Source organism: Pseudomonas sp. PS01303, from assembly GCF_029959385.1.
Lineage (GTDB): Bacteria > Pseudomonadota > Gammaproteobacteria > Pseudomonadales > Pseudomonadaceae > Aquipseudomonas > Aquipseudomonas rustica.
Window position 1 is genome coordinate 1 of sequence record NZ_JASCPK010000023.1, and the last position, 18,289, is coordinate 18,289.

The following is an 18,289-nucleotide window of genomic DNA, read 5'->3' on the forward strand; positions in this document are numbered from 1 at the left end:
GTGTGATCGTGTGATCGTGTGATCGTGTGATCGTGTGATCGTGTGATCGTGTGATCGTAAATTATGTAGGAGCTGCCGGAGGCTGCGATCTTTTGATTTTGAAGATCAACAGATCGCAGCCTTCGGCAGCTCCTACATGGCAATTCATCTACGGATGCAAGGAGAAATCCCATGCCTCGTGGAAGCAAAGAAAAATACACCGCCGAGCAAAAGCGCAAAGCCGAGCACGTCGAAGACAGCTACGAAAATAAGGGCGTGCCGAAGGATGAAGCCGAAGCGCGAGCCTGGGCGACGGTGAACAAACAATCGGGAGGCGGCGACAAGGCCGGCGGTTCCGGGCGCAAGAAACCGGCGAGTGCCAAGTCTGAAGATCGCAAAGAGTCGTCGCGACGAGCAGTGGCCAGTCGCGAGGGACATTCGCGTAACAGCACGGCTTCGCGGGATGCGCAGACGGTTGATAGTTTGATGAAGGAGGCCCGGGCCAAGAAAATTCCGGGGCGGTCTTCGATGCGTAAGCAGCAGTTGATCGAGGCGCTGCGCAAGGCCAGTTGACACATCCCCCTGTAGGAGCTGCCGCAGGCTGCGATCTTTTGATTTTCAAGATCAACAGATCGCAGCCTTCGGCAGCTCCTCCCGGGGATTTAGGTGCGACACAGATCCAATGTGGGAGCGGGCTTGCTCGCGAAAGCTATCTATCAAGCACCGCCAGACTCGCGGATAAACGCATCCACCTCAGCCGTCCCCGGCGAGGTCGCCGGCCCCCAGCGGGTCACCGCAATGGCCGCCGCCGCATTCGCCCGCCGCGCCGCTTCATGCGCACTCAAACCCTGCGCCAACCCGGCAACAAACACCCCGGCATGCGCATCGCCAGCGCCATTGCTGTCCACCGCTTTCACGGCAAAACCCGGCACATGCCGACGCTCATCAGCCTGATGAATCCAGCAACCCTGCGGCCCGTCGCGCACCACCATCAACACCTCTTTGGGCAGATGCTCAGCCAGCCGATCCAGCGCCAGCGCAATGTCTTCAGCGCCGGTAAACCGCAGCGCTTCAACACTGTTACTCGTCCACACATCAATGCGTGGCAGCAGCGCCTGCATCATCGGCGAATCCGGCGATTCCACCAGCGGGCCCGGATCGAAGACCACGTTGACCGAGCCCGGCAACGCCAGCGTCCAGTCGAGCAACGCCTGTGCCTTGCCTTCGTGAAGCAAGCTGTAACCGCTGAGATAAACGTAATCGCCCGCCTCGGCGGCAACGCTGTTCAGATCGTCCTCGGTCACTTCACCCTCAGCGCCGATGTAGGAAATGAAACTGCGCTCAGCCGAGGCATCTGTCAGCGCCACACACAAACCGGTGTCGCGCGGCGCACGTTCTTTGATGCCGATGTGAATGCCTTCGACAGTCATCGCGTCACGCGCCAGATCGCCGAAACGCCCGGTGCCGTGGCGACCGAGGTACACCACCGGCAAGCCATTACGTACCGCCGCTGCCATCACGTTGAAGCCGCCGCCGGCCTCGAAACCGGCTGACTGCGCGAGCACGTCGCCGCCAATCTGCGGCAGTTTATCCACGGCCATGACCAGGTCGATGATGACCTGGCCGGTGTGCAGCATCTTAGGCATGAGCATTCTCGGTTGGCGCGGCGCGGCGATCTTTCGCCCCGCCGAGGACGAAGTAAATGCCACCGGCGACCACGAAGGTCACGATCCAGCCGAGGCCGTTGTGGCCCAGCCACGAGTCGGACAGGAAGCCCTTGAACCAGACATTTTCAGCGGTGGTGCCGATGGTGGTGAAGCTGAAGCCGAGTACGATGGCAATCGCCCACGCGCCGAACGCACGCCACTCGATGCCGCCGTTGTACCAGTAGGCGCTGCGCGGGCTGACATCGAGCAAGTCTGTCGGGCTGTAGTAGTGACGGTGAATCAGGTCAACGATGAAGATCCCGACCCACGCGGTGATCGGCACTGCCAGCAAGGAAATGAAGGTGATGAACGGGCCGTAGAAGCTGTCAGCGATCAGCATGAAGTAGATCGAACCGGCGAAGATCGCAACGATATCGACCACCACGGCGTAGACGCGCTTGACCTTCAGACCGAGGGTCAGCGTGGTCAAACCGGCGGAGTACACCGACAGGTTGTTCGACAGCAGCAGGCCACCGAAGGCGGTGAGCAGGTAAGGCACGGCCATCCACGTTGGCAACATGTCGCGGATCGCCACGATCGGGTCAGTCGCCGAAGCCAGGTCGTTGTTGCCCACCGAGAGCAAGCCGCCAAGGGTGATCAACAACACCAGCGGAATGCCTGCGCCGAATGCTGCCGACGCGACCAAGCGTACGGCTTTGACGCTGCGATGCTGATAGCGCGACATGTCGGCGCCAGCGTTGGCCCAACCGATGCCGGTGCCGGCGGCCATGGTGCCGATGCCGATGATCATCGCGCTCATCGGTGCCGGCGTGGCGTTGAACACCGCGCTCCAGTCGATGGTGGCGCAGAGGAAGCCGCCGACGAGAATGTTCAGCGCGCCGAACACGTAGGTCGCCCACTTCTGGATCACCAGCAACGTCGCGTGACCGAGGCCGGAAACCGACAAGGTCAGCAGGACGAAAATGGCGATGAAAATCAGCGTCAGTACCGGAGCGCTTTTCGCTTCAACCGGCGAGCCAAACAGGATCGAACACAGCGACAACAGCACGAATGCCGCGGTGGTGGTGTTGACCGTTTCCCAGCCCAGACGCGACATCAGCGAGACCAGCGTCGGGCCAATATTGCCGCGCACGCCGAAGATTGCGCGCGACAGGGTCAGGCTCGGCGCACGGCCACGGCGACCGGCAATCGAGATGATCCCGACCACGGCAAACGAGCCGGCAGCACCGATGATTGCGACGATGATGGCTTGCCAGATCGCCAACCCGCGAAACGCGACCAGCGTGGCGCCCAGCGGCAGACCGAGGATGGAAATGTTGGCGGCGAACCAGACCCAGAACAGTTGCAGCGGATGACCGTTGCACTCGGCTTCCGGCACCGGCTCGATGCCGCGGGTTTCCAGTTGTCCGGCGCTTTGCCCGGCGTTTGATGAACTCATGAAAAATGCTCCTGTTTGCCATTCTTGTGTTTATGGGCAATTCAATACCTGCACCTCTCCCCTGTAGGAGCTGCCGCAGGCTGCGATCTTTTGATCTCGATTTTGGGGCGGCCTGAAGACTGCTGAAGATCAACAGATCGCAGCCTTCGGCAGCTCCTACACATGGGTGTCCTCAGCGAAGAGTGAGGAGTCCTTTCACAAGGGGTTCAAGCTCCAGATCGTTGACGGTTTTCACTGTCTCGATCATCTCGACAGGCCAACTCTCAAGACCCAGGCAGGCCCCAAGCATCGCCCCAAGAATCGCCGCGATGGTGTCGGTGTCGCCGCCAAGACTGGCAGCCATGCACAGCGCATCAAACGCACTCATCTCACCGACGGCCACTTGCTGCGCCAGCGCGAACGAGACCACCACCGATTCCTGCGACGCCACCGATGTACCGATCACGTCGTAGAGCAGATCGGCGAGCAACGCGTTGTCGCTGTCGACGCTGATGCTGCGCGCCCAACTGATCCGCGAAGCGATGCGCCCACCGGCAACCCAGTGACCATGCGCTTCCGCTTGCTGAGCGATTTGCTGACCGAGGTTCAACGCCTCGCCCAGATCCATGCCGTTGATGCCCGCAGACACCACCGCCGCCACCGCCGCCGCACTGGAAATCCCCAGCGTGGTGTTGTGAGTGACCTGGCAGGCCTGCACCACGGCGGCAATAAAACGCTCAGGATTGGCGACATCCGCCGCGATGCCGACCGGTGTAATGCGCATCGCTGCGCCGTTGGTGGTGCCATAACGCCCCGCCTCTTCCGGTGAGTGACCGGCGAGGATCATTTCGATAGCGCGTTTGGTCGACGGGCCGAGCAAATCCTGCGAGCCCTTGGCCTGCATCGCGGCTTCCCACTCGATCAGGCGTTGCGCGAGGATCGCCGGTTCGATGTGGCCATTGCCTTCAACCAATAATTCCCCGACTAGAATTGCCTGTTCGGTGTCGTCGGTGATCGAGCCTTTAGGCATGTTCGCGGCGATCGGTTGCAGTGGCCCGGCATCTTGCAGATCGGTGATCTGGCCGAAGCGCGCCTTGATGGTTTCGCGGTTCAGCGATTGCGTCGGCATGCCCAGCGCGTCGCCGAGGGCCAGGCCATAGAAAGCGCCGAGGGCACGGTTGAGCGGGGTCATTTTGCTTCTCCAAATTGCAGGTGCAGACGGAAATGCACCGGGTCGAGCAGGCTTTCGACCAGCTCCATAAAACGGTTCTGCCGGTCATAAGTGGTGCGCAGGGCTTTGAGGAACACCGTGCCTTCCGCGCGGCCGAGCAGTTCAGCGTCGACGGCATTCAGTGGTTCGGCGCCGATCCATTGATCGCCGCGCTCGCCGACGTAGCCGTAGGCCGCCAGGGTGATGGTCAGGGAATTGTCGATCAGACCGACGCGCGGCAGGCTTTCCAGGCCGCCGGTGGCCGGCATCAAAGAACGTTCAAGGGACACCAGCGTGCCTTCGGTGGAACGGCGACGACGGTCGAGGGTGATGAATTGGTCAGTGCCAAAACGCGCGAGCAGATCGGGCCGGGTCACGGCTTCCAGACGCAACACTTCGGTGTTGATCATCGCGCCGCTGTCGGCCAGCGCCTGCGCCCAACCGCTGCGCTGGTCGAGGGCGACACCGTCGAAGGTGACGATCGAGCCGACCCCGCTTTGTGTGGCGATATATTTACGCCGCTTCAGTTCGGCCAGCGCTTCGCGCAGCGTGCCACGGCTGACTTTGAATTCTTGAGCCAACTGATGCTCGCCGGGCAACAGAAAGCCGTCCTCCATGAGGCCGCTTTCGATGCGCCGGACGAGTTCGTCGACCACCCGTTGTTTCTTGTCAAATCGTACCTGTCTAATCATGTACAAAGTGATAACCGAAACGGGTTCGGGCGAGCAAGGGAAATTTAGGGGAAGTGACGGAAGGTTGAAGGTCAAAAGCACCCTCACCCTAGCCCTCTCCCGGAGGAAGAGGGGACTGAATGGGGGATATTGTGGAAGTACGCTGACTTGAAAGTGCGGTGCCGAATCCATAATCGCCGAGGTCTTTCAGGTCGACGGATTACGCGAGACACCTCGATCGGCCCCCTCTCCCTCTGGGAGAGGGCTGGGGTGAGGGGCTCTTGATCTTAGCGTTGTTTGAGGCGGTCGATGACGACGGCCAGCAGCAGAATCGACCCGCGAATCACGTACTGGTAGAAGGTATCAATATTCTTCAGGTTCATCGCATTCTCGATAATCGCCAAAATCAACACCCCGGCAATCACATGCCGGATCATGCCAATCCCGCCGCTCAACGACACCCCGCCCAACACGCAAGCCGAGATCACCGTCAGTTCAAACCCCTGACCAATCATCGGCTGCCCCGAGGTCATCCGCGACGCCAGAATCACCCCCGCCAGCGCGCCAATCACGCCATGCACGGCAAAGATAATGATCTTGGTGCGATCAACGTTCACGCCCGCCAGCAGCGCCGCTTCCTGGTTGCCGCCGATGGCCATGGTGTTGCGCCCGTAGGTGGTGTAATTCAGCAGCCAGCCGAAAAACAGAAAGCACACGATGGTGATCAGAATCGGCACCGGCACGCCAAACAACTGGCCGTTACCAAACACGAAGAACGATTCCTGCGACACGCCCACCGCTTTGCCGTTGGCAAAAATGTACGCCAGACCGCGAACGATCTGCATGGTCGCCAACGTCGTGATCAACGCATTGACGCGCAACTTGGCGATCACAATCCCGTTGATCAGCCCGACAATCAGGCCCATCACCAACGCTGCACTGACACCGAGAAACACGCTGTTGGTGTCGCGCATCACCACCGCCGCGACCACGCCGGCGCAGGCGATCACCGAGCCCACCGACAAGTCGAAATGCCCCGACGCCAGGCAATACAACATCGTGCACGCGGCGATCCCGGTGGTGGAAATCGCCAGGCCGAGGCCACGCATGTTCAGCGGCGAAAGGAAGTTGTCGATCAGCAGCGTACAGGCCACGAAAATGCCCACCGCCGCCAGCAACATGACCCAGTCATCAAGGAAGCGGCGCATGTCCAGCGGTTTGCGCTCTTTGGGCAGGGTTTCGTTTTGGGTTGTCATCATAGTCACCTCTCAGTTCGCCACGCCGTCAGCGCGGTGGCGCGGCAAAGCCAGTTGCAGCAGGTTGGATTCGTTAGCCTGGTCGCGGCTGATTTCGCCGCGCAGGGCGCCTTCGCAGAGCACCAGAATGCGGTCGGAAATGCCCATCACTTCCATCAGGTCGCTGGACACTACGATCACCGAAATGCCCTCGGCGGCGAGGTTATGGATGATCTGGTAGATCTCCGCTTTGGCGCCGATGTCGATGCCGCGCGTTGGTTCGTCGAGCAGCAAGACCTTCATCGGCATCGACAACCAACGGCCGAGAATGGCCTTCTGCTGATTGCCGCCGGAAAGGAATTTGATCTGCTGACCGGCGTGCGGGGTTTTCACTTTCAGCGCTTTGATCTGTTTGTCGGCGTTGCCCTTTTCCCACAAGCCGCGAATCAGGCAACCGAGCCCCGAATGCGCGCCACGGGCACTGATGTTGATGTTCTCGGCGACGCTGGCCAGCGGGATGATGCCTTCCTTCTTGCGATCTTCCGGACACAGCAGGATCCCCGCCGCAATCGCGTCGCGCGGTGAGCGCAGTTTCAGTTCATGGCCGCGCAGCTCGAGGCGTCCCGCGGTGTTGCGTTCAAGGCCGCTGAGCAAGCGGAACAGCTCGGTGCGCCCTGCCCCGACCAATCCGAACAGGCCAAGAATTTCACCTTTGTGCGCCTCGAAACTGATCGGCTCACGCAGACCTGGGCCGAGCAAGCCATCGACCTTCAGCGCGACGGCGCCGCGTGGACGATGGCGATAATCGTAGATGTCCTGAATGTCGCGACCGACCATGCAGGTCACCAGTTGATCATGGGTCAACTGGCTCATGTCCTCGAAGGTGCGCACGTAGCGGCCGTCCTTGAACACCGTGACCGCGTCGCAGATGCGGAACACTTCTTCCATCCGGTGCGAGACATAGAGCACGACTTTGCCCTCGTCGCGCAAGCGGCCGATGATCGCCATCAAGCGGTCGATCTCACGGGCCGAGAGGCTGCTGGTCGGCTCGTCGAAGGCAATGACATGCGCGCCGCGTGACAGGGCTTTGGCGATTTCTACCAGTTGCCGTTGGCCGAGTGACAGGCGTCCGACTTTGGTCTGCGGATCGATTTCGTCGGCCAGGCCTTTGAGGCAATTCAACGCTTGCTGACGCAGCGCGCCGCGATTGATCAAACCGAAACTGGCCGGCAGGTGGCCGAGAAACAGGTTTTCGGCGACGGTCATTTCCGGCACCAGATGCAGCTCTTGGTGAATCACCGCGACGCCGCTGCCGATGCTGTCAGCGGTCGACCTGAACGCCATGGTCTGCTCGCCGATCTGCAACTCGCCGCTGCTGGGGATGTAAGCGCCACCAAGGATTTTCAGCAGGGTCGATTTGCCGGCGCCGTTCTCGCCCATCAAGGCATGAACCTGCCCCGGATGCGCGACGAAGCTGATGGCGTCCAACGCCTTCACACCGGGAAAGGTTTTGCCGATCCCGTTGAAGCGCAGGCTGCCGCTGGAGCTGTGTTGTTGTGTCTGTACTTGCGCGTGCATAAAGCCACCTCTTCACACCGAAAAACGGCCCGGCTGCCCGGGCCGTCGCTGCATCAGTTCCACAAGCCGATTTTTTCCAGCTCTTGCTTGAAGTTCTCGCGGGTGATCAGGGTGACGTCGTCCATGGCGGTGTACTTCGGCGGTTCTTTGCCGGTGGTGACCCACTCGTACATCATCTCGGCGGTTTTGTAGCCTTCGATGTGCGGGCTTGGCAGCATCGAGCCGAAGAAGCCGCTGTTAGGCTTTTTCAATTCGCCAATGGCGTCGGTGCCGTTGATGCCGATGCCGATCACGTTGGTCGCTGCGAAACCTGCGGCTTCAGTGGCGCGCACGCCGCCGAGCACGGTGTTGTCGTTCATGCCGCCGATGATCAGGTTTTTCGCCGCGCTCGGCAGTTTCACCAGCGCCGAGTTGGTGGCGTCCATGCTGCCCGGTACGTCGAGGGTTTTCAGCGCGGCGAAGAGGATGTGATCCTTCGGCATGCCGGCGTCCTCAAGGGATTTCACCGAGCCGTCGGTGCGTTTCTTGCCGGTGTCGAGTTCGTTGTAGGTGTTGACCACCGCGTAGGTGTCTTTCCAGTCCCAGTTACGCTTCTTCGCTTCGGCGACCATCGCGTTGCCCTGCTTCTGGCCGACTTCGAACGCGGCCATGCCGAGGTACGGCACGTCTTCCATGAACTTGCCGTTGGCGTCGACAAAACGGTCGTCGACGGCAATCACTTTCAGGTCATTGAGTTTGGCTTTGGCCATGATCGCCGGGCCGAGCGACACGTCCGGCGGGCAGATCACGAAGCCCTTCGCACCGTTGGCGGCAAGGCTGTCGATGGCCGAGAGGGTTTTCTCGCCGTCTGGCACGGCGATCTTGATCAGTTCGAAGCCCTTGTCCTTGGCGGCTTTCTCGGCGAAAGCCCACTCGGTCTGGAACCACGGCTCTTCAGCCTGCTTGACCAGAAAACCGATTTTCACGGTGTCGGCAGCGAGCAGCGAACTGCTCAGGCTGAATGCAGTGACCGCCAGGGCGGTAGTGCACAGGGTACGAATCCCGAAACGACGTTTCATAAGCTGACTCCTTGTTATTTTTTTTGAGCAATGTTTGAAAAGCGTTAAAGCGTGTTCCTGCAAAGCCTGTTGAAAATAGTCATATCGTATGATGATTGGATTTCACCCGGATCTACCCGCGTGAAAGCCGCTGCGCTCAGTCGTGGTACATCACCGAGCGGCCACCATCGATGGTGATGCATGACGCGTTGATAAAAGGGGCTTCGTCGCTGGCCAGAAATACAGCGGTCATCGCCACTTCCAGTGGCTGACCAATACGTTTCGGCGGATGCAGATCGAAGGCGCGCTGACGTTCGGCGTGCGGATCGGCGAAACCGTTCCAGTAATCAACATTCAATTGGGTTTCGATGTAGCCCGGCGCGATGGCGTTGACGCGAATGCCTTTCGCCGCGTATTCGATGCCGAGGGCGCGGGTCAGGCCGAGCAAACCATGTTTGGCCACCGGGTACGGGAAGCAGCCGGGAATGATGTGGCTGGAATGGGTCGAGGCGATGTTGATGATGCTGCCAACGCCCTGCTCGATCATCTGCGGCAGCACTGCTTTGCAGCCGAACCAGGCGCCATCGAGGTCGATGGCGAAGCAGCGATGCCAGTCTTCGTCGGTCATTTCCAGCGGATCGCGGAACACGTTGACCCCGGCGCAGTTGACCAGCACGTCGATACGACCGTGCAATTCAACGGCGCGTTTGGCCATCGCGTGCAGATCGTGCTGGCGCGACACATCGGCCTTGAGCGCCTGCACGTCACAGCCCTGCTCGCGCCAGTGGGCGGCAACCTTCTCAACCTTTTCGGCCTGAATATCGCTGATCAGCAGTTTCGCTTGCTGCGAGGCAAACGCAGCAACGATCGCTTCACCGATGCCTTGCGCAGCGCCGGTCAGCAAGACCACCTTGTCTTTCAGACGCTCGCCCTTCGGCGGTGCAGGCACCGGCGGCAGGGAAAGGGGTTCAGCCATGGATCTCGACTCCTGTTTCGCAAGCACAAAAAAACCGGACAGCTGACGATGTCCGGTTCGGAAGGCGTTTGAAACAAAACAGGCAGGCGTCGCTGACGGCATGGGGCCGTTGCGAGACGCGGACTCCGCGTGGGAGTGCGATGGAGATTCGCTGCATCACTTCACCTGTTTTGTTCTTTTTAAGTGTGAGTGCGTGTTACTGCTGGAGCCGACTATAAACCCGCCGGCCAAATAATCTCAATATATAATTTTGCATCCCATATTTTGGGATTTAACCAGCAAAGCGCGTACAGAGTTCTCCCGGCACATCAACGCGCATCGACAGCACTGCACCGTCCAGAGGATGCTTGTGCGGGCTCTGGGCGCTGGTGATGTACAGGGTTTTCAGGTCATCGCCACCGAACACGCAACTGGTCGGGCGGCTGACAGGCAACTCGATTTTGCGCTCGACTTTGCCTTCAGGCGTCAGGCGCAGCAGGCAACTGCCATCCCAACGGGCATTCCACACGTAACCTTCGGCGTCCATCGCCGAACCGTCCGGGCCGCCCTGTTGGTCGGGGCCGTACCAGGTTTCGGCGGCACCGAGATGGCCGTCCGTTTGAATGAAATAGCGATGGAGCGTGCTGTCCATGCTGTCGCCGAACAGAACTGTGGTGCCGTCGTCACTCCACAGCAGCGTGTTGGGAATGCCCAAACCGCGCAGCAATGGCGTGACGCGTTGATCCGCATCGACGCGGAACAGGCCACCGGAGCGGCGAGTGATCGGCAGGTCTTCGCCATTTTCGCCGATGTTGTTTTGCATGGTGCCGAGCCACAAACGGCCTTGGCCATCGCAACGCGCTTCATTGGGCCGATTGCCCGGTTGCGGGTCGGCGACGCAGAACAGGGTCAGGCGCGGTTCGAGGCCAGGGGAATCGAGGTCGAGGCGATAGACGCCACTGCTGAGCGTGACCAGCGCATCGCCGCTGGCGCAGGGGATGAACGCAGAAACGTGCTCGGGCATTTGCCAGATTTGTACGTTCTGGCCGATCAGGCGCAGGGCCTGTTTGCCGGCGATGTCGACCCAGTACAACGCCTGGGTCGGCGCGTCCCAGAACGGGCCTTCACCGAGTTGGGCGCGGTGTTGGGTCAGGGGGGTACACGGCATATCCATTCCTCTATTGTTCTTATGATTTTCTGTAGGAGTGAGCCTGCTCGCGATCGCGTCGTGTCAGTTGACTTCAATGCGACTGATTCACCGCTATCGCGAGCAGGCTCACTCCTACAGGGGATTTCTGTGTGTTCAGCTGGCTTTTTTGTCGGCCATGACTTTTGGGTAAAAACGTTTGATCGCCAGATCGGCGTTATCGATCAAAGTCATGCACGCCCACACACCGCGCGCGGAATCTCTGGCGGCAATGGCATCGGCCATGTCTTTGTGGATCGGTAATGTGCGGCGCAGTTCATCGGGATCGGCGGCAGACACTTCAAACGACACCGCCAACAAAGCGCCGAGCGCCGGCACCATTTGTTCAATGAATTGATTGTGACTGGCCGCGAGGATGCATTCGTGAAAGACCTGATCGGCGCGGTTGTAATCGATGCCGCTGTCGACCGCGCGTTCGAGGGCGTTGTAGGCCAGTTGAACGGCTTCGATCTGTTCGAAGGTGGCGCGCTCGCAGGCCCAGCGTACGGCCATCGGTTCGATGGTGCGGCGCAGATCAAGCAGGTCATCGACGAAGTTTTCCGGCAAGCCGTTGCGCGACAGCCAACCGACGACTTGCGGATCGAACAGATTCCAGCGCCGAACCGGCAGCACGCGGGTGCCGACTTTCGGCCCGACTTCGAGCATGCCTTTGGCAACGAGGGTTTTGATCGCTTCGCGGATCACCGTGCGACTGACGCCGAGCTGCTCACCCAGATCCGCCTCGACCTTGATGGTCTGCCCAGGTTTGACCTGGCCGGCGGCGATCCAGCTGCCGAGCCAGTCAACCGTGGATGCGTGGAAGCTGCTGGACATGAACACCTCAAAGCGGAGTGCGATGGGTGATAAAGCTAATCATCATATGATTGGGTGTCAACGACAAAAAAGATCGCAGCCTTCGGCAGCTCCTACAGATGTATGCCCTGTAGGAGCTGCCGCAGGCTGCGATCTTTTAAGGTTCGAGGCCGATGCGGAAGAACTCGCCGCCGCTCCACACGCCCAGCCAGCGCTGGCCATCGATTTCGCGGCTGACCGCCAATTCCACCATTTGGTAGAACACATTGCGGTGAATCAACGCCTCAAGATTGGAACGCACATGCACATAAGGCGCAGGCTCTTGCGTCGTCGGATCAATCTCGACGCGGATCGGATGCTCAGGCCCGGCCTCAGCCGTCTCATCCACGTTGGTGGTAAAACGCAAAAGCTGCGCCTCACCCTCGCCTTCCACCTCAACGGCAATCGCCACAAACGGCGCGTCGTCGACCTTGATCCCGACCTTCTCGACCGGAGTAATCAGGAAATAATCATCGCCATCGCGGCGCATGATCGTCGAGAACAGTTTGACCATCGGCTTACGCCCGATCGGCGTGCCCAGGTAATACCAGGTGCCGTCGCGGGCGATGCGCATGTCGATGTCGCCGCAGAAGTCCGGGTTCCACAAGTGCACCGGCGGCAAGCCTTTGGTTTTGGGGATTTGTCCCAACAGGTCATTGGCTTTTTGCGGGCCACTCATGGCGTTCTCCTTGAATTTATTGGTCGCCGATCCCCAACAGGCTGCGCGCGTACTGTGCCAGCGGCGGGCCGATGAGGTCTTCGGGTTTATTGTCGTGGAACGTCAGTAAACCGCCACGACTTTTGATGCGTGCAGTATCAATCAAATACTGGGTGCTGGTCTCGATCAACATGATCTGAATCACGCCACCGTCGATGCCGAGACGGTCGACCGCTTCTTCATCGAGCCACTCATCAGAGTTACCAATGCGGTCGTCAGCCTTGGCGAAACGCGTGTACAGCAGGTAGTGAGCACCGGCATCGCGGGCCTCACCCATCGCCTGATCAAGGCCTTCCGGAGCGCGGGCACGACGCACCATCGGGAAGTATTCGACGAAACCCTTGAAGGCTTCTTCGGCGACCACGTTTGGACGCGGGTAAGAACCGCCCGGCGGGGCGAACGCGCCTTGGGCGATGTAGATGAACGAATCAGGCTGAATGCGGAAGTTGTTCACGCGACGGCTGTCGCTGTGATCGAGCAAACCGGCGTCGCTCATCTGGTAGCGAGTGCCTTCGGCCATATCGCTGACAGTCATACAGCCGCCAAGCGCCAAAACGGCCAGCAGCAAAACCAGGCTACGCATCCTATTCCTCCAGAGGCCGGTGACGGAAAACCGGCGAATGGCCGTTGGATGCAGCTTTTGCGCCAGCTCGGGATCTTCGTTGATTTATAGAATGCTTTCGCGGGCAAGCCTTGCTCCTACAGATTTACGCGATCCTGTAGGAGCAAGGCTTGCCCGCGAATAGGGAGTATCAGCCGCCGATAATCTTCATGACGGTTGCACCGCCAGAGAACGCCACTTCCTGCTTGTCGCCCAACGCCTTGACCAACAAACGCTGCAGCGCTGGCAACGCCTGATGACGCGGCTTGTCGAGCAGATCACCGACATAGTGGCGGTTGCTCGACGACAGGCAGCCATGCAGCCAGCCGGTCGACGACAGTCGCAAGCGCGAGCATGTCCGACAGAACGGCACGCTTTCGTTGGCAATCACGCCGAAGTTGCCCAAGCCCGGAATCGCATAGCGCACAGCGGTGGCATCGATCGGCGCATCAGTCTGCGCATACTCGTAACGCTCGCCGATCAGGCTGAGCAATTGCTCAAGGCTGACGAATTGTTGCAGGAAGGCATTGGAGTCTTTGGCCAGGTGGCCCATGCGCATCAATTCGATAAAGCGCAGTTCGAAACCTCGTTGCAGACAGTAATCAAGCAGCGGCATCACTTGATCAAGGTTCTGCCCACGCAACGGCACCATATTGACCTTGATCTTCATCCCCGCGGCAGCAGCTTGATCCATGCCATCAAGCACGGTAGCCAGATCGCCGCCACGAGCGATGCTGCGGAAGGCACCGGCGTCGAGGGTATCGAGGGACACGTTGATCCGGCGTATACCGGCATCGACCAACAGCGGGAGTTTCTTGGCGAGGAGTTGACCGTTGGTGGTCAGACTGATGTCTTCCAGGCCCATCTTGCCGACGGCGGTCATGAACGATTCGAGTTTCGGGCTGACCAGCGGCTCGCCGCCGGTGATGCGCAAGCGCTCGATGCCGGCGGCTTCGATCAGGTATTCAACGCCGCGCGCCATGGCTTCGGCCGACAGTTCATCCTGCGCAGCCACCAGCCGCTTGCCGTTGGGCACGCAGTAGGTACACGCGTAATTGCAGGCTGAGGTCAGGCTGATGCGCAAATTGCGAAAACGCCTGCCTTGACGGTCAACGATCATGATCACTCCGGCGGAAAAATTTCGAGCCGCTAAAACTTGACTCACAAATCAAGTTTTAGCAAGCCCTATGCCTGAGTATATTCCTGCGGTACTGCGACATGTAGCGAAATCATGGCGCAATAAGGCGGCTGAATGGCTCAGCTGCTTGGGGTTTCCGGGTCGCGCTTGCGCTTGTTGCCCATGCGCACGCCGATGTCCATCAGGAACTGGAAGAAACCTTCCTGATCTTCCAGCACGTTGCTCCAGAACGGCGAGTGATACAGCGCCACCGCGCCGTGCACCAGCGCCCAGGATGCGCAGTAGTGGAAGTACGGCGGCACGTCTTCGAGTTTGCCTTCGCTGATGCGGCCCTTGATCAACAGGGTCAGACGTTCGAAGTTCGAGGCACGGATCTTGTGCAACTCTTCGACCATTTCCGGCACTTGATTGCCCTTGACCACCTTCTCTTCGAGGCGATCGAACAGGCGATAGCGCTGCGGGTCGCGCATGCGGAATTCGAAGTAGGCGCGGGACAGCGCTTCCTTGTCCTTGTCGACGTCGGCCGAATGCAGCAGCTCGTTCAAATCGCGCTCGTAATCGAGCATCAGGCGCAGGTAGATTTCCGCCTTGGATTTGAAGTGCTTGTAGATCGTGCCTTTGCCGATACCGACGGCATCAGCAATCATCTCGACGGTGACACTGTCTTCACCTTGGTCGAGGAACAGCTTGAGCGCGGTATCGAGAATTTCTTGCTCGCGGCGACGAAACTCACGGACCTTACGAGGTTCTTTGTGCATAAGAAAAGGTCTGAAGGGTCAAAATTCGAAGCCGCGTATTATGCCTAACTTGCGCAAAAATGCACGGATCATCCGACCATATCTGCGTTTCTTGTTCATTTTGAGAACGTTTTGGACGCAATGAGAACTCAACTGAAGCAAACGTATTCCAAATTTGTTTAAAAACCCCGACCGGCTCACTGGACTGCACGCCAGACTGATCAATACTTGAACTGTCGGGCGACATCTCCCCCAAGTGTCGCGCCGATAAAGGTACCAACGGACCGCGTGCCTTTGTTTTACTCCTAATGGTCTTAACCCGGATTCACCCCCCAGAACCCGGGTTTTTTTTGCCTGCGATTTGACCCTTACCCCAGCTACCCGAACATCACACCTGTAGGAGCTGCCGCAGGCTGCGATCTTTTGCCTTTGCCTGTCAAAATCAAGATCAAAAGATCGCGGCCTGCGGCAGCTCCTACACGGCAGATTTAACGGAGGCCAGCGGGAACAGGCGTTTGAAGTTTTCGGTGGTCTGCTCGGCAAACCGCTCGTAGTTCTCACCGCGCAGCATCGCAAGGAATTCCGCCACTTCACGCACGTATTGCGGCAGGTTTGGCTTGCCGCGGTACGGGATCGGCGCCAGGTACGGCGAGTCGGTTTCCACCAGCAAGCGATCCGCCGGGACTTTGCTTGCGACATCGCGCAACGCATCGGCATTGCGGAAGGTGACGATCCCCGACAGGGAAATGTAATAACCCATGTCCAGCGCAGCTTTGGCCATGTCCCAGTCTTCGGTGAAGCAATGCAGCACACCGGCCTGAGGCAGCGCCGCTTCGCGCAGCAGTTCAAGAGTATCGGCCCGCGCGCCACGGGTGTGGATGATCACCGGTTTGCCCGTTTGCTGCGCCGCCTGCAGGTGCAGACGAAACGACTCCTGCTGCAATTCAGCGGCTTCCGGCTCGTAGTGATAATCCAGACCGGTTTCGCCGATCGCCACCACTTTCGGATGATTGAGTTCGTGCAGCAGCCAATCAAGCGCAGGCGCAGCGCCCGGCTGCACATCCAGCGGATGCACGCCGACCGAGCAATCGACGTCGTCGTAACGCTCAGCAAGGGCTTTGACGTCGGCAGCGTTGTCGGCGCTGACGCCGATGCACAGAAAGTGCCCTACCCCGCGCTGCCGGGCGGCATCGAGTGCGGCATCCAGCGAACCGTCATGGGCGGCGAGGTCGAGGCGATCAAGGTGACAATGGGAATCTACGAGCATAAAAAGGACGGCTACTTACATCGTATGAGTGGGACGGTCGGACTTGAGGGCTCCGGCCAGATGGGTTTCGATGCGACTGCGCGCGGTGTTGTCGCCATCATTAAACTGCACGCCGACACCGGCGGCGCGATTGCCCTGCGCACCTTTGGGCGTGATCCAGGCGACTTTGCCGGCCACCGGAATCTTCTCCGCCTCGTCCATCAGGTTCAGCAGCATGAACACCTCGTCGCCCAACTTGTAGCTCTTGTTGGTCGGGATGAACAGACCGCCGTTCTTGATGAACGGCATGTAGGCGGCGTAAAGCACCGACTTGTCCTTGATGGTCAGGGACAAGATGCCATTACGCGGCCCCGGGCTGACGGGTTCATTCATGTTGACCTCCACTGCTGATGTTCAGAGTCTAGGTACACATTCTTATCTTTGGCCAGGCAATCCCGCCCATTGCACCAACAACGCCTCCAGCAGCAACGCCGGATTGAGGTTGGCCTTGCTCATGACTTTCTGCCGCTGCGCGAGAATCCAGTCCTGAATCTCGAGGACTTTGCCCTGCGCACTTTTCTGCGCGAGGTACTGCACAACTTTACGCATATCGGTCAGGCCGAGGCCCGCTTCATCCTGAGTCAGTTGATAGCGCAGGATCAGGCTCGACCAGTCGCAGAACCAGTCGAACAGGCGCAGCATCGGAATGCTTTTCCACTCTTCGGCCAGTTGCGTCGGCGATTGCTGCTGTTTGAGCAACTTCTTCACGCCTTCGACCACTTGCGCGCGCTGTTCACGCACACCCTGAGATTGCAGACTGACCGCCATCAACGGCGAACCGGCCGCCAGCGTCAGCAGTTCGACACGCTCATCTTCAGAACAATCGGGCAGCGCCTGAGCCAGCCATTGCAGGCTCATCGCCTCGCTCGGCAGCGGACAGGCCTGTTGCACGCAACGACTCTTGATCGTCGCCAGCAAACGGCTGGTCTGATGGCTGACCAACAGCAACACAGTATCGCCGGAAGGCTCTTCGAGGCTTTTCAGCAAGGCGTTGGCGGCGTTGATGTTCATCGCCTCGACCGGCTCGATCAGCACCACTTTGCGCCCGCCCAGTTGCGCGGTTTGCACCACGAAACTGACCAGATCACGCACCTGATCGACTTTGATCGCCTTGTCGGCTTCTTCCGGTTCGAGGATGTAATTATCCGGATGACTGCCGGCCCGAAGCAGCATGCAGGATTTGCACTCGCCGCACGCTTCCGGGGTCGGACGCTGGCACAGCAGGCTCGCCATCAAGCGCTCGGCCAGCGCGCGCTTGCCGATCCCGGCCGGGCCGTGCAGCAAATACGCGTGCGCGTGTTGCTTACGCCCGGCCAGTTGCTGCCAGAGGCTGTCCTGCCATGGATAGGCCTCAGCCACGGGCCAGCTCCAGCAAGTTCGGCAGCAAGGTATCCAGCGATTGCTGAACCTTGGCCAATGGTTGGCCGGCGTCGATGCGCACATAGCGCGCAGGATCGGCTTCGGCGCGCTTCAGAAACGCATTGCGCACTGCCTCGAAAAACGCCCGGCCTTCCAGCTCGAAACGATCGAGACGACCACGGGCGCTGGCGCGAGCGAGGCCGATTTCCACCGGCAGATCGAAAATCAAGGTCAGATCAGGACGCAGATCGCCCTGCACGAAGTTTTCCAGCGTAGCGATGCGCTCCAGCGACAAACCTCGTCCACCACCCTGATAGGCGTACGTCGAGTCGGTAAAACGATCACACAGCACCACTGCACCGCGGGCCAGCGCCGGACGAATCACTTCGGCCAGGTGCTGAGCGCGCGCCGCGAACACCAGCAACAGCTCGGCATCCGGGTTCATGACTTCTTCGGCCGGGGCCAGCAGCACATCGCGGATCCGTTCGGCCAGTGGCGTACCGCCGGGCTCACGGGTCAGCACCACTTCGATACCGGCGGCGCGCAGGCGCTCGGCGAGGTATTCGCGGTTGGTGCTTTTGCCGGCGCCTTCCGGGCCTTCCAGAGTAATAAACAAGCCAGTCACAGGCAGTCCTTAGTCAAA

19 protein-coding genes are annotated in these 18,289 nt (G+C 59.7%); 1 reads left to right on the forward strand and 18 read right to left on the reverse strand.

Annotated features, from left to right (window positions below; all coding sequences use genetic code 11):
- Positions 1–171: 171 nt before the first annotated feature.
- A complete protein-coding gene (locus QMX93_RS09690; RefSeq protein ID WP_282355150.1) occupies positions 172–552 on the forward strand; it encodes a Rho termination factor N-terminal domain-containing protein in 381 nt (126 codons plus the stop codon).
- A gap of 143 nt (positions 553–695) precedes the next feature.
- On the opposite strand, the gene QMX93_RS09695 is transcribed toward QMX93_RS09690, so the two are convergent.
- From QMX93_RS09695 to tmk, 18 genes are all read right to left on the reverse strand, one after another.
- The gene (locus QMX93_RS09695) at positions 696–1,625 is read right to left on the reverse strand and encodes a PfkB family carbohydrate kinase (RefSeq protein ID WP_282355152.1); all 930 of its coding nucleotides are present in this window, start codon (positions 1,623–1,625) and stop codon (positions 696–698) included.
- Entirely contained in the window at positions 1,618–3,084 is a 1,467-nt protein-coding gene (locus tag QMX93_RS09700; RefSeq protein WP_282355155.1) for a cytosine permease, read from the reverse strand. The genes QMX93_RS09695 and QMX93_RS09700 overlap by 8 nt, the downstream gene beginning before the upstream one ends.
- Before the next feature lie 172 nt (positions 3,085–3,256).
- Complete coding sequence (locus QMX93_RS09705) at positions 3,257–4,255, reverse strand: ADP-ribosylglycohydrolase family protein (RefSeq protein WP_212548981.1); 999 nt, start codon at positions 4,253–4,255, stop codon at positions 3,257–3,259.
- Positions 4,252–4,965, reverse strand: coding sequence for a GntR family transcriptional regulator (locus tag QMX93_RS09710; protein WP_212543778.1), 714 nt, complete (start codon positions 4,963–4,965; stop codon positions 4,252–4,254). The genes QMX93_RS09705 and QMX93_RS09710 overlap by 4 nt, the downstream gene beginning before the upstream one ends.
- Positions 4,966–5,231: 266 nt before the next feature.
- Positions 5,232–6,200: an L-arabinose ABC transporter permease AraH gene (gene araH / locus QMX93_RS09715; RefSeq protein ID WP_026000669.1), complete on the reverse strand. Its 969-nt coding sequence runs from the start codon at positions 6,198–6,200 to the stop codon at positions 5,232–5,234.
- A gap of 12 nt (positions 6,201–6,212) precedes the next feature.
- Positions 6,213–7,757 (reverse strand): L-arabinose ABC transporter ATP-binding protein AraG, encoded by a 1,545-nt coding sequence (gene araG, locus QMX93_RS09720; RefSeq protein ID WP_008087259.1) that lies wholly within the window; start codon positions 7,755–7,757, stop codon positions 6,213–6,215.
- Positions 7,758–7,810: 53 nt separating this feature from the next.
- Positions 7,811–8,815 carry a substrate-binding domain-containing protein gene (locus QMX93_RS09725; RefSeq protein ID WP_008087257.1) on the reverse strand — a complete coding sequence of 335 codons (1,005 nt, stop codon included), beginning with the start codon at positions 8,813–8,815 and terminating at the stop codon, positions 7,811–7,813.
- A gap of 136 nt (positions 8,816–8,951) precedes the next feature.
- Complete coding sequence (locus QMX93_RS09730) at positions 8,952–9,770, reverse strand: SDR family oxidoreductase (protein WP_159811504.1); 819 nt, start codon at positions 9,768–9,770, stop codon at positions 8,952–8,954.
- A 271-nt stretch (positions 9,771–10,041) separates the two neighbouring features.
- Positions 10,042–10,917 (reverse strand): SMP-30/gluconolactonase/LRE family protein, encoded by an 876-nt coding sequence (locus tag QMX93_RS09735; RefSeq protein WP_282355180.1) that lies wholly within the window; start codon positions 10,915–10,917, stop codon positions 10,042–10,044.
- Positions 10,918–11,052: 135 nt separating this feature from the next.
- Positions 11,053–11,769, reverse strand: a complete 717-nt coding sequence (locus tag QMX93_RS09740) for a FadR/GntR family transcriptional regulator (RefSeq protein WP_053122577.1) — start codon at positions 11,767–11,769, stop codon at positions 11,053–11,055.
- 136 nt (positions 11,770–11,905) lie between these two features.
- Positions 11,906–12,466 (reverse strand): DUF1285 domain-containing protein, encoded by a 561-nt coding sequence (locus tag QMX93_RS09745; RefSeq protein ID WP_282355191.1) that lies wholly within the window; start codon positions 12,464–12,466, stop codon positions 11,906–11,908.
- A gap of 16 nt (positions 12,467–12,482) precedes the next feature.
- Positions 12,483–13,088, reverse strand: a complete 606-nt coding sequence (locus QMX93_RS09750; RefSeq protein WP_053122582.1) for a DUF4823 domain-containing protein — start codon at positions 13,086–13,088, stop codon at positions 12,483–12,485.
- Between the two features lie 169 nt (positions 13,089–13,257).
- On the reverse strand, positions 13,258–14,226 hold the full coding sequence (locus QMX93_RS09755) for a radical SAM protein (protein WP_159811500.1): 969 nt from the start codon (positions 14,224–14,226) through the stop codon (positions 13,258–13,260).
- Between the two features lie 137 nt (positions 14,227–14,363).
- Positions 14,364–15,002 (reverse strand): TetR/AcrR family transcriptional regulator, encoded by a 639-nt coding sequence (locus QMX93_RS09760; protein ID WP_007908276.1) that lies wholly within the window; start codon positions 15,000–15,002, stop codon positions 14,364–14,366.
- A 454-nt stretch (positions 15,003–15,456) separates the two neighbouring features.
- A complete protein-coding gene (locus QMX93_RS09765; protein WP_212548978.1) occupies positions 15,457–16,248 on the reverse strand; it encodes a TatD family hydrolase in 792 nt (263 codons plus the stop codon).
- Between the two features lie 15 nt (positions 16,249–16,263).
- Positions 16,264–16,620 (reverse strand): PilZ domain-containing protein, encoded by a 357-nt coding sequence (locus QMX93_RS09770; protein WP_007950801.1) that lies wholly within the window; start codon positions 16,618–16,620, stop codon positions 16,264–16,266.
- Between the two features lie 42 nt (positions 16,621–16,662).
- Complete coding sequence (locus QMX93_RS09775; RefSeq protein ID WP_282355209.1) at positions 16,663–17,646, reverse strand: DNA polymerase III subunit delta'; 984 nt, start codon at positions 17,644–17,646, stop codon at positions 16,663–16,665.
- Positions 17,639–18,271: a dTMP kinase gene (gene tmk, locus QMX93_RS09780; protein WP_282355211.1), complete on the reverse strand. Its 633-nt coding sequence runs from the start codon at positions 18,269–18,271 to the stop codon at positions 17,639–17,641. The genes QMX93_RS09775 and tmk overlap by 8 nt, the downstream gene beginning before the upstream one ends.
- Positions 18,272–18,289: the final 18 nt, after the last annotated feature.

Bases quoted from the DNA above. Each gene is read 5' to 3' on its own strand.
- QMX93_RS09770 (WP_007950801.1), bottom strand. From the start codon at position 16,620: ATGAATGAACCCGTCAGCCCGGGGCCGCGTAATGGCATCTTGTCCCTG.
- QMX93_RS09695 (WP_282355152.1), bottom strand. From the start codon at position 1,625: ATGCCTAAGATGCTGCACACCGGCCAGGTCATCATCGACCTGGTCATG.
- QMX93_RS09750 (WP_053122582.1), bottom strand. From the start codon at position 13,088: ATGCGTAGCCTGGTTTTGCTGCTGGCCGTTTTGGCGCTTGGCGGCTGT.
- QMX93_RS09730 (WP_159811504.1), bottom strand. From the start codon at position 9,770: ATGGCTGAACCCCTTTCCCTGCCGCCGGTGCCTGCACCGCCGAAGGGC.
- QMX93_RS09705 (WP_212548981.1), bottom strand. From the start codon at position 4,255: ATGACCCCGCTCAACCGTGCCCTCGGCGCTTTCTATGGCCTGGCCCTC.
- QMX93_RS09700 (WP_282355155.1), bottom strand. From the start codon at position 3,084: ATGAGTTCATCAAACGCCGGGCAAAGCGCCGGACAACTGGAAACCCGC.
- QMX93_RS09760 (WP_007908276.1), bottom strand. From the start codon at position 15,002: ATGCACAAAGAACCTCGTAAGGTCCGTGAGTTTCGTCGCCGCGAGCAA.
- araH (WP_026000669.1), bottom strand. From the start codon at position 6,200: ATGACAACCCAAAACGAAACCCTGCCCAAAGAGCGCAAACCGCTGGAC.
- QMX93_RS09690 (WP_282355150.1), top strand. From the start codon at position 172: ATGCCTCGTGGAAGCAAAGAAAAATACACCGCCGAGCAAAAGCGCAAA.
- QMX93_RS09710 (WP_212543778.1), bottom strand. From the start codon at position 4,965: ATGATTAGACAGGTACGATTTGACAAGAAACAACGGGTGGTCGACGAA.
- QMX93_RS09755 (WP_159811500.1), bottom strand. From the start codon at position 14,226: ATGATCGTTGACCGTCAAGGCAGGCGTTTTCGCAATTTGCGCATCAGC.
- QMX93_RS09740 (WP_053122577.1), bottom strand. From the start codon at position 11,769: ATGTCCAGCAGCTTCCACGCATCCACGGTTGACTGGCTCGGCAGCTGG.
- QMX93_RS09745 (WP_282355191.1), bottom strand. From the start codon at position 12,466: ATGAGTGGCCCGCAAAAAGCCAATGACCTGTTGGGACAAATCCCCAAA.
- QMX93_RS09735 (WP_282355180.1), bottom strand. From the start codon at position 10,917: ATGCCGTGTACCCCCCTGACCCAACACCGCGCCCAACTCGGTGAAGGC.
- QMX93_RS09765 (WP_212548978.1), bottom strand. From the start codon at position 16,248: ATGCTCGTAGATTCCCATTGTCACCTTGATCGCCTCGACCTCGCCGCC.
- QMX93_RS09725 (WP_008087257.1), bottom strand. From the start codon at position 8,815: ATGAAACGTCGTTTCGGGATTCGTACCCTGTGCACTACCGCCCTGGCG.
- araG (WP_008087259.1), bottom strand. From the start codon at position 7,757: ATGCACGCGCAAGTACAGACACAACAACACAGCTCCAGCGGCAGCCTG.